Annotated in this window: 35 protein-coding genes; 2 read left to right on the top strand and 33 right to left on the bottom strand. The window is 68.3% G+C overall.

The features are described from left to right. Positions 1–3: 3 nt before the first annotated feature. From CGK74_RS13770 to CGK74_RS13620, 31 genes are all read right to left on the bottom strand, one after another. Positions 4–435, bottom strand: coding sequence for a phage tail protein (locus CGK74_RS13770; RefSeq protein WP_094269018.1), 432 nt, complete (start codon positions 433–435; stop codon positions 4–6). After that, positions 432–632, bottom strand: a complete 201-nt coding sequence (locus CGK74_RS13765; RefSeq protein WP_094269017.1) for a TraR/DksA C4-type zinc finger protein — start codon at positions 630–632, stop codon at positions 432–434. Before CGK74_RS13765 ends, CGK74_RS13770 begins: the two co-directional genes overlap by 4 nt. Before the next feature lie 7 nt (positions 633–639). Next, the gene (locus tag CGK74_RS13760; RefSeq protein ID WP_094269016.1) at positions 640–2,817 is read right to left on the bottom strand and encodes a phage tail tape measure protein; all 2,178 of its coding nucleotides are present in this window, start codon (positions 2,815–2,817) and stop codon (positions 640–642) included. A gap of 3 nt (positions 2,818–2,820) precedes the next feature. Further along, on the bottom strand, positions 2,821–2,940 hold the full coding sequence (locus CGK74_RS13755; protein ID WP_094269015.1) for a GpE family phage tail protein: 120 nt from the start codon (positions 2,938–2,940) through the stop codon (positions 2,821–2,823). Positions 2,941–2,981: 41 nt separating this feature from the next. Next, a complete protein-coding gene (locus CGK74_RS13750; RefSeq protein WP_094269014.1) occupies positions 2,982–3,260 on the bottom strand; it encodes a phage tail assembly protein in 279 nt (92 codons plus the stop codon). Positions 3,261–3,359: 99 nt separating this feature from the next. After that, positions 3,360–3,866, bottom strand: coding sequence for a phage major tail tube protein (locus tag CGK74_RS13745; protein WP_094269013.1), 507 nt, complete (start codon positions 3,864–3,866; stop codon positions 3,360–3,362). Between the two features lie 70 nt (positions 3,867–3,936). Next, positions 3,937–5,109 (bottom strand): phage tail sheath protein, encoded by a 1,173-nt coding sequence (locus CGK74_RS13740; protein ID WP_094269012.1) that lies wholly within the window; start codon positions 5,107–5,109, stop codon positions 3,937–3,939. 96 nt (positions 5,110–5,205) lie between these two features. Then, positions 5,206–5,514 (bottom strand): hypothetical protein, encoded by a 309-nt coding sequence (locus CGK74_RS13735; RefSeq protein WP_094269011.1) that lies wholly within the window; start codon positions 5,512–5,514, stop codon positions 5,206–5,208. Beyond that, entirely contained in the window at positions 5,511–5,882 is a 372-nt protein-coding gene (locus tag CGK74_RS13730) for a hypothetical protein (protein WP_094269010.1), read from the bottom strand. Before CGK74_RS13730 ends, CGK74_RS13735 begins: the two co-directional genes overlap by 4 nt. Positions 5,883–5,895: 13 nt before the next feature. Next, complete coding sequence (locus tag CGK74_RS13725; protein ID WP_133091864.1) at positions 5,896–6,375, bottom strand: hypothetical protein; 480 nt, start codon at positions 6,373–6,375, stop codon at positions 5,896–5,898. A 26-nt stretch (positions 6,376–6,401) separates the two neighbouring features. Beyond that, positions 6,402–7,187 carry a gp53-like domain-containing protein gene (locus tag CGK74_RS13720; RefSeq protein ID WP_094269008.1) on the bottom strand — a complete coding sequence of 262 codons (786 nt, stop codon included), beginning with the start codon at positions 7,185–7,187 and terminating at the stop codon, positions 6,402–6,404. 2 nt (positions 7,188–7,189) lie between these two features. After that, a complete protein-coding gene (locus CGK74_RS13715; RefSeq protein ID WP_094269007.1) occupies positions 7,190–7,768 on the bottom strand; it encodes a phage tail protein I in 579 nt (192 codons plus the stop codon). 6 nt (positions 7,769–7,774) lie between these two features. Further along, a complete protein-coding gene (locus CGK74_RS13710) occupies positions 7,775–8,686 on the bottom strand; it encodes a baseplate assembly protein (protein ID WP_094269006.1) in 912 nt (303 codons plus the stop codon). 8 nt (positions 8,687–8,694) lie between these two features. Next, positions 8,695–9,051: a GPW/gp25 family protein gene (locus tag CGK74_RS13705; RefSeq protein ID WP_094269005.1), complete on the bottom strand. Its 357-nt coding sequence runs from the start codon at positions 9,049–9,051 to the stop codon at positions 8,695–8,697. After that, positions 9,048–9,674, bottom strand: a complete 627-nt coding sequence (locus CGK74_RS13700; RefSeq protein ID WP_094269004.1) for a phage baseplate assembly protein V — start codon at positions 9,672–9,674, stop codon at positions 9,048–9,050. The genes CGK74_RS13705 and CGK74_RS13700 overlap by 4 nt, the downstream gene beginning before the upstream one ends. A 101-nt stretch (positions 9,675–9,775) precedes the next feature. After that, complete coding sequence (locus CGK74_RS13695; RefSeq protein ID WP_094269003.1) at positions 9,776–10,237, bottom strand: phage virion morphogenesis protein; 462 nt, start codon at positions 10,235–10,237, stop codon at positions 9,776–9,778. A gap of 2 nt (positions 10,238–10,239) precedes the next feature. Then, complete coding sequence (locus CGK74_RS13690; RefSeq protein ID WP_094269002.1) at positions 10,240–10,746, bottom strand: phage tail protein; 507 nt, start codon at positions 10,744–10,746, stop codon at positions 10,240–10,242. After that, the gene (locus CGK74_RS13685; protein ID WP_094269001.1) at positions 10,739–11,017 is read right to left on the bottom strand and encodes a hypothetical protein; all 279 of its coding nucleotides are present in this window, start codon (positions 11,015–11,017) and stop codon (positions 10,739–10,741) included. The genes CGK74_RS13690 and CGK74_RS13685 overlap by 8 nt, the downstream gene beginning before the upstream one ends. A 56-nt stretch (positions 11,018–11,073) precedes the next feature. Then, on the bottom strand, positions 11,074–11,541 hold the full coding sequence (locus tag CGK74_RS18800) for a hypothetical protein (protein ID WP_133091861.1): 468 nt from the start codon (positions 11,539–11,541) through the stop codon (positions 11,074–11,076). Positions 11,542–11,556: 15 nt separating this feature from the next. Further along, positions 11,557–12,402: an N-acetylmuramidase domain-containing protein gene (locus CGK74_RS13675; RefSeq protein WP_094268999.1), complete on the bottom strand. Its 846-nt coding sequence runs from the start codon at positions 12,400–12,402 to the stop codon at positions 11,557–11,559. Positions 12,403–12,404: 2 nt separating this feature from the next. Continuing rightward, positions 12,405–12,626: a tail protein X gene (locus CGK74_RS13670; protein ID WP_094268998.1), complete on the bottom strand. Its 222-nt coding sequence runs from the start codon at positions 12,624–12,626 to the stop codon at positions 12,405–12,407. Further along, entirely contained in the window at positions 12,626–13,093 is a 468-nt protein-coding gene (locus tag CGK74_RS13665; protein ID WP_094268997.1) for a head completion/stabilization protein, read from the bottom strand. The genes CGK74_RS13670 and CGK74_RS13665 overlap by 1 nt, the downstream gene beginning before the upstream one ends. A gap of 6 nt (positions 13,094–13,099) precedes the next feature. Further along, on the bottom strand, positions 13,100–13,426 hold the full coding sequence (locus CGK74_RS13660; RefSeq protein WP_094268996.1) for a hypothetical protein: 327 nt from the start codon (positions 13,424–13,426) through the stop codon (positions 13,100–13,102). Next, complete coding sequence (locus tag CGK74_RS13655; protein ID WP_240498737.1) at positions 13,419–14,954, bottom strand: LamG domain-containing protein; 1,536 nt, start codon at positions 14,952–14,954, stop codon at positions 13,419–13,421. The genes CGK74_RS13660 and CGK74_RS13655 overlap by 8 nt, the downstream gene beginning before the upstream one ends. 81 nt (positions 14,955–15,035) lie before the next feature. Then, positions 15,036–15,479 carry a hypothetical protein gene (locus CGK74_RS13650; protein WP_094268994.1) on the bottom strand — a complete coding sequence of 148 codons (444 nt, stop codon included), beginning with the start codon at positions 15,477–15,479 and terminating at the stop codon, positions 15,036–15,038. Further along, positions 15,476–15,931 carry a hypothetical protein gene (locus tag CGK74_RS13645; protein ID WP_094268993.1) on the bottom strand — a complete coding sequence of 152 codons (456 nt, stop codon included), beginning with the start codon at positions 15,929–15,931 and terminating at the stop codon, positions 15,476–15,478. The genes CGK74_RS13650 and CGK74_RS13645 overlap by 4 nt, the downstream gene beginning before the upstream one ends. After that, positions 15,928–16,389 (bottom strand): hypothetical protein, encoded by a 462-nt coding sequence (locus CGK74_RS13640; RefSeq protein ID WP_094268992.1) that lies wholly within the window; start codon positions 16,387–16,389, stop codon positions 15,928–15,930. Before CGK74_RS13640 ends, CGK74_RS13645 begins: the two co-directional genes overlap by 4 nt. A 19-nt stretch (positions 16,390–16,408) precedes the next feature. Further along, positions 16,409–16,939, bottom strand: a complete 531-nt coding sequence (locus CGK74_RS13635) for a phage tail fiber protein (RefSeq protein ID WP_094268991.1) — start codon at positions 16,937–16,939, stop codon at positions 16,409–16,411. 108 nt (positions 16,940–17,047) lie between these two features. Further along, entirely contained in the window at positions 17,048–17,887 is an 840-nt protein-coding gene (gpM, locus tag CGK74_RS13630) for a phage terminase small subunit (protein ID WP_094268990.1), read from the bottom strand. Between the two features lie 63 nt (positions 17,888–17,950). After that, positions 17,951–18,955: a phage major capsid protein, P2 family gene (locus tag CGK74_RS13625; protein WP_094268989.1), complete on the bottom strand. Its 1,005-nt coding sequence runs from the start codon at positions 18,953–18,955 to the stop codon at positions 17,951–17,953. A 51-nt stretch (positions 18,956–19,006) separates the two neighbouring features. After that, entirely contained in the window at positions 19,007–19,912 is a 906-nt protein-coding gene (locus tag CGK74_RS13620; protein ID WP_094268988.1) for a GPO family capsid scaffolding protein, read from the bottom strand. A 140-nt stretch (positions 19,913–20,052) separates the two neighbouring features. Here CGK74_RS13620 and CGK74_RS13615 point away from each other — a divergent pair, with 140 nt between their 5' ends. After that, on the top strand, positions 20,053–21,852 hold the full coding sequence (locus CGK74_RS13615; RefSeq protein WP_094269138.1) for a terminase ATPase subunit family protein: 1,800 nt from the start codon (positions 20,053–20,055) through the stop codon (positions 21,850–21,852). 1 nt (position 21,853) lies between these two features. Then, a complete protein-coding gene (locus tag CGK74_RS13610) occupies positions 21,854–22,924 on the top strand; it encodes a phage portal protein (protein ID WP_094268987.1) in 1,071 nt (356 codons plus the stop codon). Positions 22,925–23,984: 1,060 nt separating this feature from the next. Here CGK74_RS13610 and CGK74_RS13605 read toward each other — a convergent pair. After that, positions 23,985–24,389, bottom strand: coding sequence for a hypothetical protein (locus CGK74_RS13605; protein ID WP_094268986.1), 405 nt, complete (start codon positions 24,387–24,389; stop codon positions 23,985–23,987). A 124-nt stretch (positions 24,390–24,513) separates the two neighbouring features. Continuing rightward, positions 24,514–25,140: an exopolysaccharide biosynthesis protein gene (locus CGK74_RS13600; protein ID WP_240498724.1), complete on the bottom strand. Its 627-nt coding sequence runs from the start codon at positions 25,138–25,140 to the stop codon at positions 24,514–24,516. Positions 25,141–25,191 lie beyond the last annotated feature (51 nt).

The following is a 25,191-nucleotide window of genomic DNA, read 5'->3' as shown; positions in this document are numbered from 1 at the left end:
GGCTTAGCGGATCTGGTCGAGCAGGAGTTCGCCGAGCACGCTGCCGAGCTCGAGCCCGGTGTCGGCGACGCGCTTGATGCTGATCGCGAAATCGATACGGCGGGCCGCGCCGTCCTGGAAGAAGAGGGTGCGGGTGGTTTGCAGGGACTCGATGACGTACAGGCCGTAGATGCGGCCGGTGCCTTCGATCAGCGGCCAGGCGTCGCCGGTGTCGGCCATGGCCTGCAGCACGTCGAGGCTGAGGCGTTCGCCGGCCAGCTCGGGCAGCAGCACGCCGTTTAGGGTGATGGTTTCGTCATCCGGGCCGATGAACTGGCTGGCGGGGCGGTCGCCCATGCGCGGCACGCTGGCGTGGCGCCAGGCGAGCTGGCGCTGCATTTCCTGATAGGCGGCGGTGTGCAGGCTGAAGACGAAGAAGCCCAGGGCCATCATCATGATTGGGCGCGCTCCCAGTCGTTGCGGCAGTCGCAGTTGCACCAGCGGGGGGCTGGCTGGCCGTCTGCGGCTGCAGGCAGGGGCTCGTCGCAGAACAGGCACAGCCCGGTGGCGGACGGGCCTGTGGGGCGGCGGTTGGCAAGGGCGATGGCGCGGTCTTGCTCTTCGCGCTCGGTGGCTTTGTCGCTGATGTCCATAGGGGCCTCAGTCGACGTCGCCCAGGATGCTGCGGCGGCGGGACTGGCGGTAGCGCTCGCGCTCGGTGAGCTGGCGGTCGACTTCCTTGGCAATCTCGGGCGCGCTTTGGCCTGGTGCGGCGTTGACGGTGATGGTGTTGCTGTTGCTGACGCTGCTGCCGCCTGCGCCTGGTGCGCGAAGCGGGGCGGGGACGGTGCTTTGACCGCCGAAGCTGAACATGCTGCCGAAGTCGATGGACACGGCGTTCTTGATGGCGGCGAGCTTGTCGACGATGTACTGCACGCCGGCGTTGAACATGGCCTTGATGCCGTCCCAGATGCCGGCGAGCTTTTCCTTGACGGTGTCCCAGTTCTGCCACAGCAGCACGCCGGCAGCGCCCACGGCGGCGACGGCGGCCACTGCGGCCAGCGCGGGGGCGCTGATGGCGCCGAGCAGCGGGGCGATGATGCCCAGGCCGATCTTGAGCATGGCCAGCGGACCGACGACGGCCGCCATGCCCAATGCGAGCGCGCCCAGGCCGGCCACGATGGCGGCCACCGCGGCTGCGGTGTGCATAAGCGCTGAGGCGAGGCCCGGGTTGCGCTGCATCCAGCCGTCGATCGCCTCGAGCACGCGGCCAGCCCATTCGATGAGGCCCACCAGCGTGCCCTTGAGCGTTTCGCCGGCGCGCGTGGATGCGTTGAACAGGCGGTTCATCGCGGCTTGCCAGCGGGCGGACAGGGCCATGGCGCGGGCGTCGGCTTCGCGGGCCATGCTGCCGCGGGCTTGCTCGTCGTTGGCGAGGCCGAGCTGGCGGCGGTATTCGTCCATGTTCTGGGCGAGCTTGGCGACGTCGTCGCCGTACTCCTTGCCGAACAGGCCCACGGTAGCTGCGAGCTGTTGCTCCTCGGGCAGTGCCTTGATGGCCTCGAGCACCTTGATGATGGTGCCGGTGCTGTCCTTGAGCATGCCGAGTTGCACGGCGTCGGGCGCCAGGCCCAGCGAGTTGAGCGCGTCCTGAAAGCGGGCGGGCTGGTTGGCGGCGATTGCCAGCTCGCGGATGACGGCGTTGGTCGCGGTGGCTGCCACTTCGGCCGATGCGCCCAGGCTCAGGAACGTGCTGCCGAGCGCGGCGGAGTCGCGCATCGACATGTTCACGGTTTGCGTGATGCCGGCGATACGGGTGAGCACCTCGATGATGTCGGCGCCCTTGCTCTGCGCGTTGTCGTCGAGCCAGTTGATGGTGTCGCCCAGCTCGCTGATGTTGGCGATGGGGATCTTGTACAGGCCGGCGACCTTGGCGATGTTTTCGCCGATCTGGTCGGCCATGGCGTCGAACGCGGTGGCGGCCATGCCGGCGGTGCGGGCGTACTGCAACAGGTTGTCTGCGCCCTGGATGCCCATGCGGGCGCCGGCTTCGACCAGGGCGGCAATCTGCACGGCGCTTTGCCCGATGCGGGCGTCGGTGCTGAGCGCGCGGATGGCGTCGGCCATGTCGTAGTAGGTGCGCGTGAGCTGGCCGTTGGCGTCGCGCGTGCCTTCGACCTGCTTGGCCACGCCGAGCATGGCGTCTTCGAAGGTGGCGAAGTCCTTGACCATGCCGACGATGGGCAGGCCCATGGCGGTGCCGGTGGCGAGCAGGCCGGCGCCGGCGTTGAGCAGCTGGTTGCGCGCTTCCATGGCGCGGTTCCATTGCTGCTGGCGCTCGCGCACGGCGGCCAGACGCCGGCCGTGCTCGTTGAGCTGGCCGTTGGCGCGGTCGATCTGGGCGGCGAGTTCGCGCTGGCGGCTGGCGAGCTGCGACACGGGCAGGCCGCTGCGCTCGATCTGGGCGCGGGCGTCGGCCTGGGTGCGGGCGAGGCGGGTGTTGTCGCGCTCGAGCTGCTTGACTTCACGCCGGGCGGCCTTGTACTGCTCGTTGAGTTCGCGGCTGGGCTGCTCGGTGGCGATGATCTGGTCGCGCAGGGCGCGCAGCTTGTCGCGGGCGGTGCCGAGCGCCCGGGCGTTGTCGGTGAGGGCTTGCGTGGCGCCGGTGTAGTTGCCGATGCGCTTTTGCTGGGCTTCGAGATCGCGCAGGCGGTCGCGCGCTTCCTTGACGGCGCCGGACAGCTTGTGGCTGCCCTGCAGCATGCCCTGCAGGGGGCGGGTGAGTTTATCGACGGCGCCGAGGATGACCTGGAGCCGCAGGCTTTGGGATGCGCTCATGCGTCAGTCCTCGGCGGGTTCGGCGCGCACGCGGGCGCGCTCGCGCCATGCGATGAGGTCGGCCAGTTCCAGGGTGACCAGCTCGGAGAGCGGCCAGTGAAACACGGTGGCGATGTCGGCCATGGCGTCTTCTACGCGGCGCGGGGGTGCGGGGTCGGTCTCTGTCAGCCGGCGGGCTTGAGCGACCGCGGAAGCAAAAAATTGGAGATCTCCACGGCGCAGGCCATGAGGTCGGCGGCGTCCATGCGGGCGACCTCGTGCGGCAGCAGCGGGGGCTCGGTGATGCGGGGCAGCAGGTCGGCGACGGCGCCGGCTTCCATGCGCAGAAGGTCGCTGAGGACGATTCCGCGCAGGGCGCCGGCGTCGGGCTTGCGCAGGGTGATGGCGGGGATGGTTTGCTCGCCGCGGGCGATGGGCTTTTCGAGGGTGATGGGTTCGGACATGGGTGGGACTCCGTATGTGTGGGTGCCGGTTACGCCACGTTGTCCGGCGCTCTCATGGACGGGTGCAGGAGGTCACCCGCGGAGCCGATTGATGCGGGCTTACAGCCCCAATGCGTTGCGCTGTTCGGCCAGGCGATCGACGCCGCCGACGACTTCGACGAAGTTCATGAGGTCGATCTCGATCTCCACCTGGCCGTCGACGGTGAGCTTGTAGTAGCTGAGGTTGGCCATGACCTTGAGCGGGGCGTCTTCGCCAGCCTTGGCGGTGCCGGGGTCGAGCTCGGTGTAGCGGCCGCGGGCGACGACTTCCACCGACGTGACCTGGTCGGAATCCTCACGCTGCCAAGCGCCGACAAAGCGCATCAGCGCGCCGTCGACCTTGCTGATGCCGAATTGCCGGTAGACGCGCACGTCCATGCCGACGGTGAATTCCATGTTGAGCGCTTCGAGGCCCATGTCGGCGGCGACGGGGCCGTTCATGCCGCCGCCGCGGAATTCTTCGGTCTTGCGGGTGAGCTTGGGCAGGACAACCTCGGAGGCCACGCCGGCGTAGGACTCGCCGTCGAGCAGGAGGTTGAAGTTCTTGAGCTTGTGGGGGAGTGCCATTGCAGTGTCCTCGGTGGGCGGGCGTGGCGGCGCATCATCTTCGTGGCGTCACGAAGATGATGCGGGCGGCTTAGGCGTTGATGCGGTCGGCGAAATCGACCAGGTAGCGGTCGGTGATGCGCTGCTGGAAGACGAGGTTTTCGAGCGGCGGGACGGGGGTGTAGTCGTAGTCGATGTAGAGCTTGCCGCTCTTGAGGGTGGTGGCGTCATTGACCTCGGTGTTGTACCAGGCGCGCGCATCGACGATGTAGCCCAGGCCGCGCAGCTCGCGGAACTTGGCGTTGATGCCTTCGATGATGTCCTTGACCAGGCTGGGGTGCATGGGCTTGTCGACGGCCCACATGTGCGCCTCGGCGATGGTGTCGGCGAGGATCTGCGCGGTGCGGGTGTAGTTCTCGAAGGCGAAGAGCGGGTCGTCCGAGCAGGTGCGCGAGCCCCAGAAGCGGAAGCCGTCGCGGCGCACGAGGGTGGTGACCTCTTCGGCGTTGAGCAGGCCGGCGTCGGTGGCGGGGTTCTGCAGGTCGAAGAAGACGTCCTTGGTGATGCCGGTGACGCCATTGACGCCGATGTTGCTCAAGGTCTTGTGCCAGCCGATGTCTTCGTCGAGCTTGGCGCGCAGGCCGACGGCGCGGGCGGTGGCCCAGGCAGTCTCAGTGGCGCTGGTGTTGACGTTGAAGGCGAGGAAGTCGGGCCAGATGAGCATGAGCTCGCGCTGGCTGAAGTTGGCGCGGTAAGCGATTGCCGCGCTGACGGTGTCGCAGTTCCACGCGGCGACGTAGGCGAAGGCGCGCAGCTTTTGGGCGATGGTGGCGAGCGCTGCGGCGACGTCCTGGTTGTCCAGCCCCGGGCAGGCGAGGATGCGCGGGCGCACCCCGATCTTGGCCTCGGCGGCGAGCAGGGCCTGCATGCCCGTGTATTGGCCGCCGACAGTGACGGAGCCGATGACGTTGCTGGTGGTGGCGGCTTCGTCGAGGCCTTCGGCCACGCGCACCACGACGACGATGGGGGCGCCGTGGTCGGCGATGGCGTCGAGCGTCTTGGCCAGGGTGCCGTCGACGCCGGCCTTGCCGATGGCGGTCATGATGTTGGTGACGAGCACCGGGGTGTTCAGGGGGAAATAGGCGGCGTCGGCGTCGTCGGATGTGCAGACGATGCCGATGACGGCGGTGGCGATGGTGCGGATGGGGCGGATGCCGTCGTTGACTTCGACGACTCGCACGCCGTGGTGGTAATCGGTGGCCATGGGGCACGTCTCCGGCTGGGGGCGGTAGGGATGACGTGCGCAGAATGCCGCGCGCGCGCGGAGGGTAGGCGCGCGGCGGGTTTTGCGGTGGCGCGATTAGAACAGGTGGGGGTCTGCTGCGGGCTTTCGCGGGCGGGGGATGAGCACGCGCAGGCGGCGCTCGCAGTAGAGCAGGCAGGCCACGCCGAGCTCGAGCACCACGGTGGGCCATTGCGGCACGGTGCCCATGGCCAGCGCGAGCAGCTGCGCAGCGGCGCCGACGACGAGCAGCCACATGGCCAGGCGCACGGTGAAGTGGGTGCCGGGGGTCATGCGGTTGAGGGCGGGCTCGGCACGCCACAGGATGATGACGCAGGCCAGGGCGGAGGCAATGGACGGCAGCAGGGTCAGTAGCAGCGGGATCATTTTGCGATCTCCTCGGCCTTGCGCTGGGCAAGGCGCAGCACGCCGCGGCCGATGACGTCGACGGCCAGCAGGCCGATGCCCAGGGCCACAGGGAAGCCGGCGGCCTGCTGCGGCACGGCCTCGGGCAACCAGCCGGCGCCGGCGGCGTAGCCCACGGCCAACGGAGAGCCCCAGCCCCCCACCAGCGCGCTGATGCCGATGCGCGAGAGGCGGTCGAGGGCGCCGAGTACGGGCTGGTACGTCATGGCCCACCAGCCGCCGCCGGCGCCGGCAAACAGCAGCACGGGGTCGAGGCCAGTGGCCACGCCAAAGAGCGTGATGCCGGCAGCGGTGAGGCCAATGGCGGGCGGGCTGATGGGGTCGGTCATGAGTGGCCTTGGCTTATTCGGGGTAGGTGATCGACAGCTCGGGCAGCTCGGCAATCAGGTCTTCCGCAGTTGGGATAGGGCGCAAGCCGGCTTGCACGTCGTCGAGCACCTGGTAGCAGTGCGCCCACACGAGCGAGCGCCAGGCACGGAAGGCGCGGCCTTCGGCCTGGAACTTGGGCACGGCGGGCTCGTCGGCGTAGGTGACTGCGGCGCGGATGTCGTCGTAGCCGAGCGCCTGGGCGGCGGTGTTGAGGTGGGCGTAGACGGCGGCGACGCGGTCGGCGCGGATCTGCTCGGCGGTGGGGGCCGGCGGCGGGGGCGGGTCTTGCGCGACGGGGTAGCCGTTGGCGTCGGGCGCGATGACCTTTCCGGCGGACTGCGCGGCGAGCAAGGCAGCGTGCTGCGCAGTAGTGATTTCGATGGCATCGGAGGGTGTAGCCGCACCGTGGATTGATTCAGCATAGAAGCCGTTCGTCGTTTTTGAGTATTTCATTTTTCCTCTCTCGATATCTGATGCGCTCAGTATCCCAGCGCGATCCAGCGGGCGTTCTGAGTCCCGGTGCCGTAGACCCTTGACCAGCTCAGCTGCATTTGAGACTGCGACAGCGCGACCACGCCGATGCAGTTCTTGTTGAGGTCGTTCGAGACGTCGCTTGCCACGCCAGTCAAGAATGCTGTTGGGTAACTGATTGGGAATGTCAGGGTTGCAATGCCGTTTGCAGACGGCCCAATCGGAGAGATCCCCCATTGAATGATCAGGCCGCCCATCCACGTCGGGAAAACGATGTACCCATTGGCGGCCAGACTGATCGAAAACCCCATCCGCAGCTTCTTGGGCGTGACGATCCGATCATCCGCTGTCCCGGCGTTTGTCTCTGCCTGCGAAGCAATGCGCAGTACGCCGGCCACGCTTTCCGTGGCGGCCTTGAGCCATTTCGTGAACGATTGCCAGGCCCGCAGCGGCGTCATGTACTTTGAGTCAGTCTCACCGGCTTCTGCCTCTGCCTGGGTGGCGATGCCGTAGTTGAGCACGCTGCCCAGACCCACTTGCGCCTTGGTGACGCCGTGCGGGTTGTTGGTGTTGCCGGTGTGCCCGGCAAGGCTTGCGGCGGTGGCATACCCGGATTCGATCGCCGCGATTTCGAGTGCGAGTGCTTCGACCTGTGCCTTGAGCCACGCCGTGCGGTTGGCGAGCTGGTTGGTGGGCAGGTTGTCGATGCCGCCGGGGCCGCCCTGGACGGGGTCGGTGGTTTCGAAGCGATAGATGCCCGCCTCGTAGGTTGGGGTTTCGGTGAGGTTGGCCATGGTCAGGCTGCTCCGTAGGTGATGGTGCCGTCGCGCAGGCGGGTGCCGTTGCGCAGCCAGGCGGTGGCAGTGAAAGTGAGTTCGTCGAGGGTGCAGCGCGCGGGGGCGGTGGCGTCGAGCTGGCGGCGGGCGAGGGCGGCCTGTGCGATGGTGATGGGGCGGTTGAGGGTGACGCTATAAGCGGCCCATTCGGCGGTCTCGCCGCGGGTGCGGGTGCCGTTGTGGGTGGCGGTGCCGTCGCGCACGAAGGCGCTGATCCCTTCGACGATGTGGGCGGTGTAGCCGCGCGCCTCGTCGATGAGGCCGACCGAGCGCAGCACCTGGCGCACGCTGTCCACGGTGCCTTTGCGCGCGTGCACTGGCAGTGAGTCGGCGCAGACCTGGCGCTTGACCTCTTCGGGCCAGGCGTCATCCCACTCATCGACAGATAGGGCCCAGGCGAGCGCGGGCAGTGCGGCCGCGGGGCAGGCCCATGGGTCCCACAGGCGCGGCACTGGCAGCGCGCCGAGCGGGGCGGCGGCCTCGGTGATGGCGCGCTCGAGTGCCGTGGCGGATGGGGGGAGCAGGCTGCGGTCGGTCATGCCGGGTTACTCGCCGGTGATGCCAAGGCTGAGCGTGATGCCGGTGCAGTAGGCGGCCTCGTCGGGTTCGACCTCGATGTCGGCCGCGGGGGCGGTGAGGTCGACGCGCAGGGCGCCGGGCTGGTGCAGGGCGGCGAAGAGCGCAGAGCGGGTGACGTCGCGGCCGCACTGGTGCAGCTCGTCGACGAGCGCCTCGACGGCGGCCTGGGCGGCGTCGAGCACGGCCTGGGGCGAGGGGCCCGGCAGGACGTTGATGGTGGCGGTGATGCTGTAGGTGATGACGGTGGCGGTGACGACATCGACGCTGTCGCACAGGGGGCGGACGGTTTCGGCGTTGAGGGCGGCATTGACGGCGCCGAGCAGCGGCGCGGGGGCGGTGCCGTTGCCCGTGCGCGAGAGCACGGCGACGCGCACGAGGCCGGGCGTGGGGTTGCTGATGTTGGCGTCCTTGACGTCGGCGTCGGCGGACAGGGTGTGGAACAGGTAGGCGCCGCGGCTGCCGGCGACGGTGAGCCCTTCTGGGGCGAGCTGGATGCGGCGGCGGAAGTCGGCGTCGGGCTCGAGCACCGCGGGGGTGGGCGGCACGGTGGCGGAGTTGGCCGGGGTGATGGTGAGCCGGGTGACGCCGTAGAGGGCGCCGAGGTTGTCGAGGTCGGCGCCGGTGGCCCAGGGGAGCATGCAGGCACGAGCGGCGTCGTTGATGCGGGAGCGCAGCAGCAGCTCGCGGTAGGCAGTCTCCTGCAGGAACTGGGTGAGGGGCTCGGATTCGAGCGCGAGCACGGCGGCGAGATCGGCCTGCTGGGCGGTGGGGGCCAGGGCGAGCAGGCGGGCCTTGCGGTCGGCGAGCAGGGTCTCGTAGTCGAGCGGCTCGATGACGTTGGGGGCGGGCAGCAGGGAGAGGTCGATCAGCGTGGTCATGGCCGGGCTCAGGCGAAGGCGATCGGCACGGCGAGGGCAAGCTCGGCGCCGGGTTGGTCGGTGCGCACGAGCTGCAGGTCGACGACGATGCGGCCGGGCTGGGTGGCGTCGGGGGCGAAGCGGGCGCGGGTGATGCGCACGCGCGGCTCCCACTGCAGCAGGGCGTGGTAGGTGGCGGCGACCAGGCGCAGCAGGGTGGCGCCGTGCATGGGCTGGTCGATGAGCTCGGGCAGCAGGCTGCCGTAGCTGCGGCGCATGACGCGGGTGCCGACGGGCGTGGCGAGGATGTCGGCGATGCTTTGCCGGATGTGCTCGAGGTCGGCGATGGGGCGGCCGGTGGCGGCGTTGAGGCCCTGGTAGCTCATAGCGGAGTCCCCGTCTGGCTACCGCCGGACTGCACGCCGGTGTGCTTGTGGGTGTGCAGGACGATGCCGTTGCTGCTGAGGTTGCCGCCGGTGTGGGTGAGCGGGCCGGTGATGACGTTGCCGTTGCTGCCGCCGGTGCCGGTGATGCCGTTGCCGTAGGTGAGGAGGTCGTCGACGGTGAGCTTGCCGGTGCAGTGGGTGTGCGGGCAGTCGATGGTGACCTTTACGGCCGCTTGCAGGGTGGCGGTATTGACGCCGCTGGCGTGCAGGTGGCCGGTGGCGTGGTTGTACGTGATGCGGGCGCCGTCGGGGTAGTCGGTGATGTGCTCGGAGCTCGTTGTGCTCGGAGCTTCCACCAGCTCCGAGTACAGGCCGGTGAGCACGATGCCGCCGGCGGGCTCGCCGCTGGGGCTGAGGATGATGACTTGCTCGCCGACGGTTGGCGGGCACCAGGTGCGGGTGGTGCCTGCGCGCTGGGTGAGCCAGGGCAGCCAGCCGGTGAGGTTGCCGCCGGTCTGGACACGGCAGCGTGCGGCGTCGTGGTCGACGGCGGCGATGCGGCCGAGGCGGACGAGGTTGTCGAGCCGGCGCAGGGTGTCGAGGTGGGCGGTGTCGGGGTGCATGGGCGGCAGGATGCCGCGCGCGCGCGACGCTGGCCGGTGGGGCGGTTCTTCGCGGCGCCAGTCAAAACCAATCTATTCCGATCCATGCCGATCCATGCCGATCAACGTGGCGTGAAGTGCTCGAGCAGGGCCTGCAGGGTGTCGCGCTTGTCGTCGTCGGTGAAGCCGAGCAGCTCGCGCACGGGGTAGCGGATGGTGAGGCCGCGGCCGCGTTGCACGCGGTCTTGCAGGCCGAACTGATGCACGCGGGCGATGCGGCCGGATTCGCCGCTGATGTGGAGTTCGCCCGCTTCTGCGGTGGCGCTGGCCTTGAGGTGCGATGGGGTGCGCAGGCGCTCGAACATGGTGCGGCGCAGGCGGCCGCGGGCTTCGCGCAGCGTGGGCTGTGGCTTGCGGGGTTCGAAGGGGCTGCCGTCTGGGTTGCGCTGGGCGGCGATGCGGTCGGCCTGGCTGCGGCGCAGCTGCTGCACCAGGTTGCGCATGAGGGCGCGGCGCTGGGCGGGCGCGGCGCTGGCCAGCACGGTGCGCAGCCAGGCTTCGAGGGGGGAGGTCAGGGTGGCCATGCTTACACCGGGGCGGGGGTGGGCGTTGTCCAGCCGGGGGCGGTGTTGGGTTTGACGAAGACGAGCTCCCACGGGCCGGTTGGTGCGCCCAGTTCCGAGCCGGCCGGGTCGGGCTCGCCGACGTGGCGGGCGTGGGTTTCGCCGGTTGCGGGGTCTTGGGTGACGATGACGCGCTCGGAGAGCTGCAGGCGGACGGCGAAGTCCATGCTGCTGTGGTTGAGGATCTCGGCCTCGAACGTGACGGCCTGGTCGGCCAAGTCGGGGTTGAGGCCGATCTCGGGCTGGTGCACGCGCAGCCAGGCGAGCAGCGGGACGATGGCGGCGCTGGCGTGGTGGGCGTAGTCGAGCATGACGACGTTGAGCCGGTAGCGGTATTCGAAGCTGAGGCTGTCGCCGTAGCGGCTGTGGATGCGGCCTTCGTCGATGTAGATGATGAGGCGGTCGGGGTTGGCGGCGAGCTCGGGGAGGGCGCATTCGAGCGCGGCGCGCAGGCTGGCGGGCTTAAGCATGGCGGGCCTCGTGGGTGGTGGCGTAGTGCTTGGCCTGGGCGATTTCTGGGAACGCGCCGAGGAAGGCGAAGCGGTGGAAGAGGTGGTAGATGGGGCTGATGCCGATGTGACGGCGATCGACGAAGGCTTTGCTGATGCGGTAGGGGCCGCGGCCGATCTGGCCGAGTCCGATGCGCTGCCAGCCGTCGTCGGGCGGGTTATCTGCCGCCTGGCAGGCCGGGGTGGCTGGCGCGGCAGGTGTCGTGCAGGCGACGGCAGGTTCCGGCGGCATCGATGAGGTCGTGCAGCCAGACGACAAGGGCGGATTCTGGGATGCGGCCGGGCTTGTCATGGGCTTGGGTTGCCGGGGCGGGCGGGCTGGGCAGCGTTGGGCACGGGGCCATGCAGGCTTCCGGCGGCGGTAGCGGTGCCGTGGTTGGCGATGCCGATGGCAGCCTCGAGGCGCACGAGGTGGTCAGCAGACAGGTGGCGATCGTCAGGGCGAGCGGTTTGCAGTGCATGGGCTTGGCCCTCTATGCGCGCGGCACGAGCCGCAGCGGCGACATGCGCATCGTGTAGGGCTGCCGCTTGCCGGCGGTCGGACTCAGCCGCAGTGAGCGCACGTGCATCTTGAGCAGCGCGCTCGAGGGTAGCGGCCTTGCCGATCGCATGGCGGCCGCGCTCAACGTCCACGCCGTGGCGGTAGCCTGCGACAGCGCCCAGGCCGGCAGCAGCAGCGAGAGCCAGCAGGCCAAGGGCAAGGATCTTGAGGCGAGCAGCGGCAGGCATGACGATGTCGAGGTGGGCGGGCAGCACATTGGGGCTCCTGGGTCAGGCGGTGGCGGGGGTGGTCGACGAGGGGGGCGCGGCGATGGGCATGTCGCCCTCGAGGGCGTAGCGGGCGTAGGCGCGCGCCAGGCGCACGTCGTAGAGGTTGGCGCGGTAGTCGGGGCCGTTGTAGAGGCGGGCGAAGGTGGCCCAGCGCAGCTCGCGCAGGGCGGCGTGCAGTGCGGGGTCGGCCTGGACGAAGGCGACGAAGGCGCGGAGCTGGTAGCCCTCGGTGGTGCTCATGAGCTCGGCCCAGCGCTGGGGGCTCGCGTAGCCGAGGGCCTGCCAGTGCCAGCCCATGATCTGGAACAGCCCCCAGCTGCAGGATTCGATGGCGGCGTCGGGGTGGATGCGGCTGGCGGCGGTGAGGCGGGCGTGTTCTGCGGTGCCGCCGAGGTAGCCGCCGCGCTGGGGGTTGATGAGGTCGGGGTGGCGGGCGACGAGGGCGGCGAGGGTGTCGGGCTGCACGCCGCGGGCCTTGAGGCGGCGGTGCATGATGTGGCGCTCGTAGAGGATGACGGGGCGGTCGTCGGGCAGGAAGCCGGTGCCGCGGGATTCGACCTCATTCACGGCGCGGACGGCGGCGAGCGGGACGCCGAGGTCTTGCGCGGCGTGCTCGAGGTCGAGCGCGGATAGGTGGCGCGGGGTGCGGTGGTCTGACTGCAGGGCGGCGAGCGTCTTGGGGCCGGCAATGCCGTCGATGACGAGGCCGTAGCGGCGCTGGGCGTCGCGCACGGCGGCAAGCGTGGCGGGGCCGAACCAGCCGTCGACGGCGATGCGTGCGCCGTCGGCCTTGAGCAGGGCCTGCAGGGTGCGGACGGCGGCGCCGTGGCTGCCCAGTTTGAGCATGATCAGTCCCAAAGTTGCAGGCGGGTGGCCTGGGTGGGGGTGGCGGGTTGTGCGGGCAGGGTGACGAGGGTGCCGATGGGCAGCTCGGCGCCGAGATCTGCCAGGCCGGGGTTGGCCTCGAGCACTTGCTCGGTGATGCCGGCGGTGCGGCCGTAGTAGCGCCAGCATATGAGGTCGACGGTGTCGCCCTGCACGCTGCGGACTTGGGTGGCGGCGGCTGCCATCAGATGAGTTCCACCGTGGTGCGGGCGCGGCCGAGGATGTCGGCGATGGCCCAGTGGGCGTCGCGGCGCAGGTCGTCGATGGGGCTTTCGAGCTTGTCGGCGTACTGGTGGCCGTCGTTTGTGGCGTCGAAACTGCGGTGGCGCTCGATGAGATTTGCGGCGGCGGTGCAGGCGACGGCGCGCTGGTAGCGGTGGACGTGGGCGCTGGTGCCGTCGATGCTGGGCGCGGGCACGGCAGCGAGGGTGGCGTGGCCGGCAGCGATTTGCATGGCTTGCCAGGCGGTGAGCTGGGCGTTGGTGGCTGCGATGGCTTCGACCAGCGCGGCGCGCAGGCGGGCCGCGGTGACGGTGCCGTCGATACGCATGCGTGTGCGGGCTTCGGCGGGGTCGATGTCGGGCCAGAAGCCGTCGTTGGCGATGGGTGGCTCGTGCTCGAAGCGCGGGGGCGTGGTGGCGACGAAGGACATGGGGCGTTACTCCGGGTCGAAGCGGGACGGCTGGACGGTGATGCGACCTTCGGCAACGCCCAGGCTGGGGTGGCCGGACTGCCAGCGCCAGTACCAGGTGCCGGGCTGGGTGAGGACGATGTCGGCGTGGTAGTGGCCCAGCGCGTCGCGGACGATGGCCGCGTCGTCGGGGTAGCGCAGCGTTGTGGCGGCGCCCTGCGGGTTGAGGGTGCGCAGGGTGAGGCTGATGGGGTCGGCGTGGGCGCCGTCGGGGCCGGCGATGACGAGGGACACGCGGGCGGCGTCGCCCAGGAGGAAGGGCGGCGGGGGCGACAGGCGGCAGGGGTCAGACATGGCGGACGCTCGCGGTGAGGGTAGCGACGGGGCGCACGCCGGCCAGCAGCGTGCCGATGCGCTGGGCAGTGGCAGCCAGGCGCAGCAGTGCGGGGGGCTGGTAGATGACGGCGGTGCCGCTGGCTTCGGCCGAGCCGAAGGCGGCGAGCGGCACTTGCAGGGTGACGGCGCCTGCGCCCATGGCGTGGGCAAAGCCTGCGGCGGTGAGGGTGACGATGGCGGAGAGCTGTGCGGCGCCGGTGGCCAAGCCGGCGCCGGGGGCGTCGAGGCTGCCGGCCGTGCCGGTGGTGGGCGCGGCGCTGCCGCTGGCCGCCGAGCTGCCGGCTGCCTGCAGGCGCACCTCGAGCACCAGGGCGGCGGTGCCGGATGCGGTGGCCCCACCGGCGGCGAGCAGCGAGCCGTCGGACGTGGCGGCGATGCTGGCCGTGCCGCTGGCTTGCGCTGCGCCCTGGGCGAGCGCGGCGAGCTGGGCGGCGAGTGCGGCATTGCCTGCGGCCTGAGCTGCACCGGCGCCGGCGCGCAGGATGTTTGCAGACAGGCCGGCCGTGGCGGCGGCCTGTGCAAGGCCCTCGGCGGCGATGGTGACGCTGGCGACCTGGCCGGCGCTGCCGGTTGCTGTGGCGGCGCCAGATGCGGCGAGGCTGCCGGCGGTGGCTGCATCGGGCGTGGCGGTGCCGGTGGCCACGGCAAGGCCCAGAGCGGACAGGGTGATGTCGATGCGCGGGGCGGCGGTGCCGGATGCGGTGGCTGCGCCGTCTGCCGCGATGGGCGCGGACTGGGTGCCGGAGAGCGTGCCGCTGCCGCTGGCCAGGGCGACGCCGACGCCGGCCAGCGCAATGGAGGCGGCGAGCTGGGCGGTGGCGGATGCGGTGGCGGTGCCGGATGCGGCGATGGCTTGCTCGGTGCCGGTGCTGGGCAAGCTGTAGATGCGCAGGGGCTCGGCGCGGAATAGCTGCCACGGGTTGCGACGGACCTCGGCGAGTTCTTCCGCAGAAAGATCCCTCCGCCAGAAGGCGAGCCAGGTGAATGCGGCATTCCAGCTTCCGCCGCCACCGGGGTCAGAGCCGAGGACGAAATCTGACATCGTGCCTGCTGCCGGAGCCCCGCCGGCGATAACGGCTTCACCGTCGACGTACAGCCGAGCGGCGCTTGGGCTGCCAGTTATCGCAATGTCGTACCACGTTTCCGGGTTCGCTATGCCTGCCTGCGTGTAGTTCGTGCCGCCCAGGCGTAGATCCCACTGACCAGACACATGCCATAGCAGGATGTTCGACAAGCCCGCACGGCCGCCCACCCCGTTGCCGGAGACGCGGTTGATTCCTGCCGCAAACGTGAAAGAGCGGGTAGACAGTCCGCTCGCAGGGACGGTTAGCGAGACAGTTCCGCTGGTTGTTGTGCCTCTGACATCAGTGGCCACCCCGGCCGCATCAGGAACGTCGACGATGAATTCCGGGCGGACTGTCGTCAGCAGCTCACCAGAGACAAGATCCCGCAGGTTTCCCGCAACGACGGCGCTGTGCAGCCCCATCGTGAGCGGGTTAGCCCAGTCAATGCGGTGTGCGGATAGCGGCTGTCGATGATGGCGCCGCGGGATGATGATGGCGGTCATTTACGCAGCCGCCTTGTAGCTCCGCGGGGTGACCTTGAGCGTCCAGCCAGCGGACACGGTTTGCCCAGTGCCACTGTTGTGCAGGTAGTACTCGGCCTTTGCTGGCACCTGGCGCTCGATGAGGGTGGCGTATTGCGTGGTGGTGACGTTGTTCACCGGGACCGAGCCGATGAACATGGTGGGGCGTGTGGCCTCGGGTACCTCGGCGTCGGCGGTGACGTCGATGTCGAGCGGGCGGGCGTAGAGCGCGAGGACGGCGTTTTCGGTGGGCGCGGTGGCGAAGGCGAAGGACAGGACGAAGTCGGCGTAGATGAAGCCGGCGCCGTCTGCGACCTGGTCGTAACTGGCGTCGTCGGCCTGCACGACGGCGCCGTTGGCGATCGCTGCACCGTTGGCTTCGAGCGTTTTCGTGGTGCCGAAGACGACCGTTGTTTCGCCGCTCATAGCACGGCCCTCCCTTCTGCGATGTTGAGTGCGCGGCTGACGGAGTTGTAGTCGATGGGGTCGGGTTCGGTGCCGAGCTGCAGGAGTGCGTTGATGCCGCCGGCAATGTCGGGCATGGCGGTGGCGTAGGCCTGCATTTGCGCGCGGCTGGCGGCGAGGCCGACGTCAAAAGCGCCGCGCTCGATGAGCTTGAGCAGCCACTTGACGTTGGGGTCGGTGGCGCCGATCTGCTCGAGGGCGTCGAGGAAGGCGCCGCCTGCTGGTGCCAGCTCGGCAAGGATGGTGCCGATGCCAATCATGTGTGAGCGCAGACGGGTGCGTCCGGTGCTGAGCAGTGCTGCAATCTTTACATCGTTGCGGTTGGGCAATAGCGGGTCGATTGCCGCGACTTCGCCCGCCGTGAGCGGGCGGGCGACGAGGGCTTCGAGCGCAGCTTGTTGGGCGGGCGTCATGGGGTTGTCCTTCGGGATTCGCAGTAGTCCGTCAGCCACGCCGGGTCGATGCGCTCGGCGCGCGGGATGCCGAGCATGAGGGCGCAGAGCTCGGAGCAGGTGGGGCCGCGGAAGTCGATGGGCAGGCGCAGGACGTGCTGGGCGATGAGGTCGCCCCAGGCGTAGGGCTCGCCGTTGTGGCGGGCGAAGACCTTGAGGGCGGCATCGGGGCTGCGCCAGGTGATGGGGATGACGCGCCAGTGGGGGCGGTCGAGGTCGATGAGTTTGCGGCGCACGCCGCCGTCGCGCAGGCTGCTGCTGTGGCACATGCCGTCGATGACGACCTCGACGTGCGAGACCGGCGGGCGCCCGGGTGGGGTGCGGCGCGCGGGGTTGCGGTCGGTCCACCAGGCGGTGAGGTGGCCGAGGGCGTCCTGGGGCCGGTGCGGGGTGTAGGCGGCAAGCGCGATGCGGGTCATGGCGGCGTGGCCTGCGCGATCAGTTGTCGATCTGGAAGGTGAGGGTGCCGGCGTTGAACTTGACGGTGATGCCGGCGCCACTGACGGCAAATGGGGCGCTGAGGTTGATGCAGATCCAGCGGTTGCCGGCGGTGCTGGCGTCGTTGAAGCCGACGGACTGGATGGTTCCCCACGCTGCGGTGGATTCGGGACAGCTGATGACCGCGTTGTTGCTGGTGGTGCCGGTGGTGCCGGTGGATGCGGTGGTGCTGCCGGCCGACTGGGTGCCTGCCCAGGCGGTGAGGCTGGCGGCGACGGCTTGGCGGGCGTAGGCGGTGCCGGAGGTGGAGACTTCGGTGCCAGGGCCGGCGTCGGTGCAGGTGTCGGTGTACAGGCCGAGGTGCCAGCTTGCGGGGGCGCTGAGGGTTTGGCCGCGGAAGAGGGCGTCGAGGGTCTTGTTTTCGCCGTAGTTGGTGAGGTCGGCGGCGGTGGCGACGGTCGGCGCAAGGCTGCCGATGAGTGCGGCGACGGTGACGAGCAGGGCGACGAGGGCGCGGCGGACGATGTTCATGGTGTGCGGGGCTCCGGTGCGGGGTAGGTGGCGGTGGGGGCGTGGGTTACAGGGGAGGAGTCGGACCCCTTGGCCCACGCCCGCCGCCAGGCTGCGGGGTACGCTCGGTTAGCCGGCTGCGGGGGCGCTGCCGGCGGTGTTGGGGATGACGTCGAAGTCGGCGCCCTTTTGCACGACGGTGAAGTCGCCGCCGGGGGCTGCGCGGTCTTGCACAAGGGCGCCGACCTGCGCGGGTTCGGCTTCGGTGGCTTTCTTGATTTCGCGCTGGAGCCGCTCAATGTCTTTCTTGACGCCGACCTTGGCGTTGAGCTGCAGGGCGCGCTCGAGGTGCAGGAGGGCGACGCCGGGGTGGGTGTCGCGCAGGGCGTAGCCGATGGCCTTTTCGAGCTTGGCGCGGACTTCGTCGGGCATGTCGCTGCTGGCGGTCATGGCCTGGATGGTTTCGAGCGCGCCAACGTCTGCGGCTTCGCCGGCGGCGAGCTGGCGCAGGGCGAGCTCGGCGGCTTCTTCGGCAACCAGGGTGGCGACGCTGCGCTGGTAGTGGTCGGGCATGACGAGGCCGTGCGCGATGCAGTAGGCGGCGAGCGGGACGGCGGTGGCGAGCTGGCCGCAGTCGATGTGCCAGACGAGGAGGGTGACGAGGACGTCATCCTGCCCACCGCGGTTGGCTTCGAGGGCGCCGGCGATGTATGGGGCGTATTCGGGCAGCAGCTTGCGCTTGTGCTCGATCTTGCGTTCGACCGACTGGATTTGCTTGAGCTGGCGGCGGTGCTCGGCGAGCTGGGCGAGCATGAGCTCGTAGCCGTTGGCAAGCGCGGGGTCGATGCGGTCGCCGGATTCGGCGGCGGCACGGGCGGCGGCGATGTGGGCCTGCAGGTGGGCGCGGGCGGGGGTGATGGCGGCCTGGGTGGTGGGCTCGCCGTCATACGGGGTGCGGTTGTGGCGCATGGCGGACTCCGGTGGGGCAACGCCCGGCGGTGGCGGCCGGGCGTTGCGGGGCGGCGGCGGTGGTTACACCAGGGCGATGTTCTTGACGACGCAGCCGCGGCCGTAGTCTTCGACGACGTAGGCGTCGTTGGAGGACTCGTAGTTCTCGATGCGGTCGCGCTTGGCGTTGTCGATGACCGTGCGGCGGCGGGCGCCTTCCTGGTAGTAGATGGAGAGGTTGTCCAGGGTGGTGACCATGAGCGCGTTCGTGGGCATGAACGGCACGGCGACCGCCTGCAGGCCGCCCATGCGCTTCTGGCTGATGACCAGGTCGGCCGACAGTTGCTCGCTGGGGGCGAGCGACTGGTTGAGCATGGGGAAGTACTTGTCGGCGAGCAGGTCGCGGCTGATGACGACGACGAGGCCCGGGTCCATGCGGTACCAGGGGTCGATGAGGCTATTGACGACGTCGTAGACGAGGGCGTCCATGTTCTTGTAGTCGCCAGTGGCGCCGACCTTGACCGTGCCAGCCGTGGCGCCGCCGGTGACGACGTTGGCGGGCTTGTCGGCGGTCCACTTCTGGATCCAGCCGATGTTCACGTCCTGCAGCAGGGGGTTGGTGCCCTTGTTGGTGGTGGCGGCGGCGCTGGTGCCGTTGAAGCCGATCATGATGCGGTCGAGCGCTTGGCGGCGCAGGATGGCGTCGCGCAGGCGGGTCTGGAAGTCGTGGAACTTGGCCCAGAGGTCGAGCGTGGCGTAGCGGATGTGGGTGTCGTAGTTGGTCTGCTTGCAGACGTAGTCGATGCCATCGAGCGCGCTGACGTCGGTGGTTGAGCGGTCTGCACCGGTAGTGTCGGTGCGGCCGGCGATGGGGCCGCTGACGCCCAGGCCGAGCACCTGGCCGATTTGCTCGGTGACCGGCACGACGTTGATGCGCTGCAGGAAGTCGGACGTGTCCTGCATCTTTCTTTCGAGCGTCTGCTGGACGGGGTTGGTGACGGCGAACTTTTCAGCGGCGGACGGGACGCCGTTGAGCTGGGCAATCTGCTGCAGGTAGGCGTTGAAGGCCTGGCGGGTTTCGAGGCGCATGGGTGGGCTCCGGGGGCGGGTTCTGGTGTTGGGTGTGGCGGCCGTGGGCGGTCAGCAGTCGGTGACGACCTTGCCGTCGCCGCCGGTTGCTGCCGGGCGCTGGTTGTTGGGGGCGGGTTCGGCGTCGAGCTGGGCGCGGAAGGCGTCGAAGGCCTTGGAGACTTCTTCCAGGCCGGCGGTGAGGGCGGTGACCTGGTCTTGCAGGGCCTTGATGGTTGCGGCGTCTTCGGTGCGTGCGGCGCTGAATGCGGCGACTTGCTTGGCGTGGGCTTCGGCCAGGGCGGTGAAGCTGCCGGCGATGTCGTCGGCGCTGAACTGGGGCGCTGCCGGGGCGGGCTGGGGCTCGGGCTTGACGCCGACGAGTTCCTTGATGCGGGCGAGGAGGGTCTTGTCTTCGGCCGGCGGGGTGGTGGTGGCGGCGGGCTTGTTCTGCGGGTTCTTCGGGTCCATTTCGTCCTCGAATTCGATGGTGGTGGGGATGGCGGCCGTGAAGATGTTGTCCGGGGAGACCTTGCGGGCCTTGAGGGGGGATGCGTCGGGGTTGGCGGCCGAGAAGGCGAGCATTTCGGTGCCGAGGCTGGCGGGGGTGTCGGTGACTGCGAGGCCGATGAGGTAGGCGTGGCCGCGACGGGCGAAGTTGGGGTCGACTTCCATGCTCGTGTAGAGCTTCTGCCGGGCCTTGTTCATGGCGACCAGGTCGTCGGTGGGGTCGATTTGCGCGAACAGGGCGAGCTTGCCGTCTTCGACTTCGCGGGCTTCGAGGGCGATGACGTCGCCGTAGGCGCGGAAGGTGCTGTCGGGGTAGAGGCCGCGCAGGTGTTCGAGCCAGACGCGGGCGCCGTACAGGTCGCGGTTGAAGTGCGCGGCCATGTCCTGGATCCAGCTGCGCTCGATCTTGCGGCCGTCGGTGGTGTCGCCTTCGGTGCCGACTCGGAAGAATTTGCTCTTTGCTGCCATGGCTGGCGTTGCCTCGGGTACGGGATTGCGGCCATGATCGACGCGCGCGGCATGGCGCCCAATGACGCCCGGTTTTGAGCTGCGTGCGCTAGAACATGCGCGGCAACTTTCGCGCGCGCGCGGCGGGCAGTGTTGCGGCCATGACTGCGAGTACCGCCAATTCGCCAGGCCTGCCGGCGCTGGCGCCGCCCCCTTTCTCTGCTGACGATATCGACCCGCGCCGACGTGCGCGGGCGCTGTACTGGCAGGGCTGGTCGCTGACGGCGATCGCCGAGCACCTGGACGTGCCGTATCACTCGGTCCGCAACTGGAAGGCGCGAATGCGCTGGGACGATGCGGACACGATGGTGCGGATGGAGAGCGCGCTGGAGCTGCGCTGGGCGGTGCTAGTGGCGAAGGAGGCGAAGGAGGGGCGGGACTTCAAGGAGCTTGACCTGCTGGGCCGCCAGATCGAGCGCATGGCGCGCGTGCGACGGTACGAGGCTGGCGGCAACGAGGCGGACCTGAACCCCACCGTGGCCAACCGCAACGCGGGGCCGAAGAAGAAGCCGTCGCGCAACTTCTTCAGCGAGGAGGAGATTGACGAGCTGGTGCGCAAGCTCGAGGCCGGCATGTTCGGCTATCAGCGCACCTGGTACGACGCGGGCCTGGCGGAGCGGATCCGCAACATCCTGAAGTCACGCCAGATCGGGGCGACCTTCTTCTTTGCGCGTGAGGCGCTGGTGGATGCGCTGAGGACGGGGCGTAATCAGATCTTCCTTTCCGCATCGAAGTCGCAGGCCTTCCAGTTCCGGTCGTACATCCTGGACTTTGCGAAGGAGGTCGACGTCGAGCTGCGCGGCGAAAACATCAAGCTGTTCAACGATGCCGAGCTGATCTTCCTCGGCACGAACTCGCGCACCGCGCAGAGCTACCACGGCAACCTGTACGTGGATGAGGTTTTCTGGATCCCGCGCTACCAGGAGCTGCGCAAGGTGGCGTCGGGCATGGCGTCGCAAAAGCGGTGGCGGCAGACCTACTTCAGCACGCCGTCGGCGATCTCGCACGAGGCGTATCCGTTCTGGACGGGGGCGTTGTTCAACCGCGGCCGACCGAAGGCGGAGCGGGTGAGCATCGACGTGTCGCACCAGGCGCTTGCCCGTGGCGTGCATTGCGCCGACGGCCAGTGGCGCCAGATCGTGACGATTGAGGACGCGCAGGCGAGCGGGTGCGACCTGTTCGATATCGACCAGCTCAGGCGGGAGTACTCGCCCGACGAGTTCGCGCAGCTGTTCATGTGCCAGTTCATGGATGACGGCAACAGCGTGTTCCCGCTTTCGGTGCTGCAGCGCTGTGGGGTGGATAGCTGGGAGCTTTGGACGGACTGGAAGCCGTTCATGCCGCGGCCGTTCGGTGCTCGCCCGGTGTGGCTGGGGTATGACCCGAGCAGCACGGGCGATAGCGCTGCCCTGGTGGTGCTGGCGCCGCCTGCAGTGCCGGATGGCAAGTTCCGCATTCTCGAGCGCCACCAGTTCAAGGGCGCGGACTTCGCCGACCAGGCGGAGTTCATCCGCAAGACCTGCGCGCGCTTCAACGTGACATTCATCGGCATCGATGTGTCGGGCTTGGGCATTGGTGTGTTCCAGCTGGTGAACCAGTTCAGGCCGGATGCGGTGAGCTACTCGTACAACGTCGAGCTCAAGACGCGGATGGTGCTCAAGGCGCAGGACGTGATCAGCAAGGGGCGCCTGGAGTGGGACGCCGGCTACACCGACATCCCGGCGAGCTTCATGGCGATCCGCAAGGCGATGACCGCCAGCGGCCGACAGGCGACCTACCAGGCGAGCCGCAGCGAGGACGCCAGCCATGCCGATATCGCGTGGGCAACGATGCACGCGCTACTCAACGAGCCCCTCGAGGGCGTAACGGCTGCCAACAGCGGCTTCATGGAGATTTCCTAAGATGGACCAGACAACGCAGGCCGCCGAAGGCGCGGTCGTTGCTGCCGCACCAGGCGCACAGGCTTTCACCTTCGGCGATCCGGTGCCGGTGCTCGATGGGCGCGAGATCCTCGATTACCTCGAGGCGGCAAACATGGGCCGCTGGTACGAGCCGCCCGTGAGCTTCGACGCGCTGGCCCGCAGCTTCCGGGCGGCGGTGCACCACAGCTCGCCGCTCTACTTTAAGCGCAACGTGCTCGCCAGCACCTTCCGGCCGCACCCTGCGCTGTCGCGGGCGGCATTCTCTCGCTTCGCCCTGGACTACCTCATCTTCGGCAACGCCTACCTCGAGCGGCTGCGCGCGCGATCGGGCCGGCTGCTGCGGCTGGATCCGGTGCCGGCCAAGTTCGCCCGCCGATCGTCGGAGCGCCTGGACAAGTACTTTTTCGTCCGCGGCTACATGCAGGAGCACGAGTTTCAGCCGGGCGCCGTGTTCCACCTGTACGAGCCCGACCCCAATCAGGAGGTCTATGGCCTGCCCGAGTACCTCAGCGCGCTGCAGTCCGCCTGGCTCAACGAGAGCAGTACGCTCTTCCGGCGCAAGTACTACCTCAACGGCAGCCACGCCGGCTTCATCATGTACATGACGGATGCCGCGCAGAACCCTGAAGACATCGACGCGCTGCGCGAGGCGCTGAAGGCCTCGAAGGGGCCGGGCAACTTCCGCAACCTCTTCGTCTATGCGCCGAACGGCAAGAAGGAGGGCATCCAGATCATCCCTGTGGCCGAGGTCGCCGCTAAGGACGAGTTCTTCAACATCAAGGGCGTGACCCGCGACGACATGCTCGCAGCCCACCGCGTGCCGCCCCAGCTCATGGGCATCATCCCGAACAACACCGCCGGCTTCGGCGACGCCAGCAAGGCCGCCGAGGTCTTCGCCCGCAACGAGATTGCCCCACTGCAGGCTCGCATGCTCGAGCTCAACGAGTGGCTGGGCGAGGAGGTGATCGCCTTCGATGCCTACAGCCTTCCCAGCGGCACCACGCCGACCAGCAGCGGCCGCAACGACACGCTGATGCTCCCCACGCCATAGCCCAGCCCAAGCCGCTCAGAGCGCCACCGCCGCCCCCTGGGCGGCTTTTTTTCGCCCCTGCCCAGCGCCGCAAGAAACCCCACCCCAGACCCCCAGCGCGCGCCGTCGGCACCCCGCCCCGCCTGCCCGCTTCGGGCAATAGAAATCGTTCGTCGCCTCAATCGGCGTGATGTGGCGCCCCGCCTGGCGGTCTGGCGCGTCGGTGGGTGATGGTGCGGGCCTCGGAACGGTTCGTTCAACTGTATCAAGCGGGGCAGAAGCCATAAGGGGCGCGGACTGCAGGCGTTTTCGATCGCCTAGGAGGAGGGCGGATATACGAGTTTTCCGGGGTGGGTCTGCTGAAAAAGGTAACCACGGTAACCGGTCGCTGAATCGATCTGTAAGCCTTTGATATATATGGCCGCCGCTGATTACCTTTGAGAGGTCACGAGAGGTAACGTCAAAGGTAATCAGCCGCAAGTGCTTGATTTGTAAGGGCGGGATTTATGGCGAGGTGACAGAAAGTAGAGGTAACCTGATTACTCTCTGATTACCTATAAGTTACCTTCTTGCAAATCGCTTAAATCCTGTATCGGCGCGGGTTTTCGGTCCGTTTTTGTCTGCTGGTTACCTTGGTTACCTTTTTCCGAAGCCCCCACAAATTATAGAAACGCCTACGCATGGCGCCCCCATTCATGCTCGCGGAGCACGGCGCGGACACAAAAAAGCCGCCAAGGTAGGCGGCTTGTGGCTTCTGGGATTTGCGATCGCGCTACGAGACCAGCGTTCGTCTCTTGGTCGTGAATCGGGCCCCCGCAACCAAAAAAGTCATTAAAGCCAATCACTTAAAGGTGGTTGGCTTTTTTGCATCTTGGGTGCGTTGCCCATCTTGTGCCCAGGGCGCCGACATTGGTCGGTGCTCATTGCCGTGCTGCCATGCAGTTTTGCCCAGCCGGTGTGATGCCGGCGGAGCGTTCTCGACGTCCCCTTGGCTTCGCGATTCCTTGTGCTGCGATCCGTGCTGCAGCCCGGCGCATCCGTCGACCTTGCGGGATGTACTCAAGAAGTTCGCCCAACGAGATCAGCCATTGATGCCGGGGGGACTCGGGCGATTTGCCGGGAAGAACGAACCAAGCAGTCGGTGTCCGATAACCGTGATGATCAGCAAGCTCAGGGAGCCCAGCGCCCAGAGCGTCCAGAGTAGCGGGTTGAGCCACTCCATGCCTGCGGCAAGCCAAGGCATGATCTGACGGACCCCTTCGTTGGTGGCGACGAGACCCGCCTGGATAGATTCGAGCCAGGTGGGGTCAATCCACAGTGCTAACCAGGACGGCAGCGTTGTTGCGTCGAGAACCGTACTGAGGTCGTTCTGAAGCGCAGTGCCCGACTTATGTGCAACCCAGTCGACGACATGAACAGTGATCGCCGTCATTCCCGTCCACGCGGCGAGAGTCACGAAAAACAGGATCCAGATGATCGTTTTCATGTTGGTGTAATTCTTCGAATTGACGTGGAACGGTGAGTATTCGATCTTCGTTGCTCATCCGCAGTTGAGGCGGTTGAGGCGGTTGAGGCGGTTGAGGCGGTTGAGGCGGTTGAGGCGGTTGAGGTTACTGGCTGAAAGTCAGGCCCATCAGTGACAGCAGTTCGGTGGCGGCGACCGTGCCGCCCCACCACAGCAGCCCGACCGAAGCGACCGCGGCCAGCGTCACCAGATAACCGGCCACCAACATCAGGCCGTCACGTAGACGCAGCCCCCAGGAGATCAAGACGATGGCGAGAGCCGGCAGCACGTTGTCAAAGCTGATGATGGGGACGGGGACCATCATCGACAGTCCCGCGGCGCAGAGCATCAACCCGTTAACAACGCGCGCGGGCTTGTCGCTCAAGCGCAGCATGCGCGGTCGTCCCCACCGTGCGATGACCTGGATGACCCGGCTCGTCATGCGCTCGAGCAGCATCCGGGCGCGATCGTTCATCTCTCGTCTGGCAAGCCAGGCGGGCAAGGGCACGGGCTGGCCGCTGAGAAGCCCGAACGCGATCAGAATGGAAAAAGCGCCCACCACCGAAGCCATCCCCGGTAGCGCCACCGGAACAAGAAGTGGCATTGCCAGCAGGCTCAACCAGACCATGCGTTGCCGATTGCTTTGACCCACGGCGTCGGCCATCGTACCGTTCATCGAAGCCAGTCGCGCCCCGGCAATCCGTTCCAGGGTAGCCCGTCGTTTGTCCTTCATGACCAATAGACCCTGCTTGAACTATTCGGCAGTTCGGACTCGTGATCGGGT

Origin of the sequence: Thauera propionica, from assembly GCF_002245655.1 — a bacterium.
GTDB lineage: Bacteria > Pseudomonadota > Gammaproteobacteria > Burkholderiales > Rhodocyclaceae > Thauera > Thauera propionica.
The sequence above is the reverse complement of the archived record's forward strand: the minus strand, read 5'-3'. Positions and strand labels throughout refer to the sequence as shown.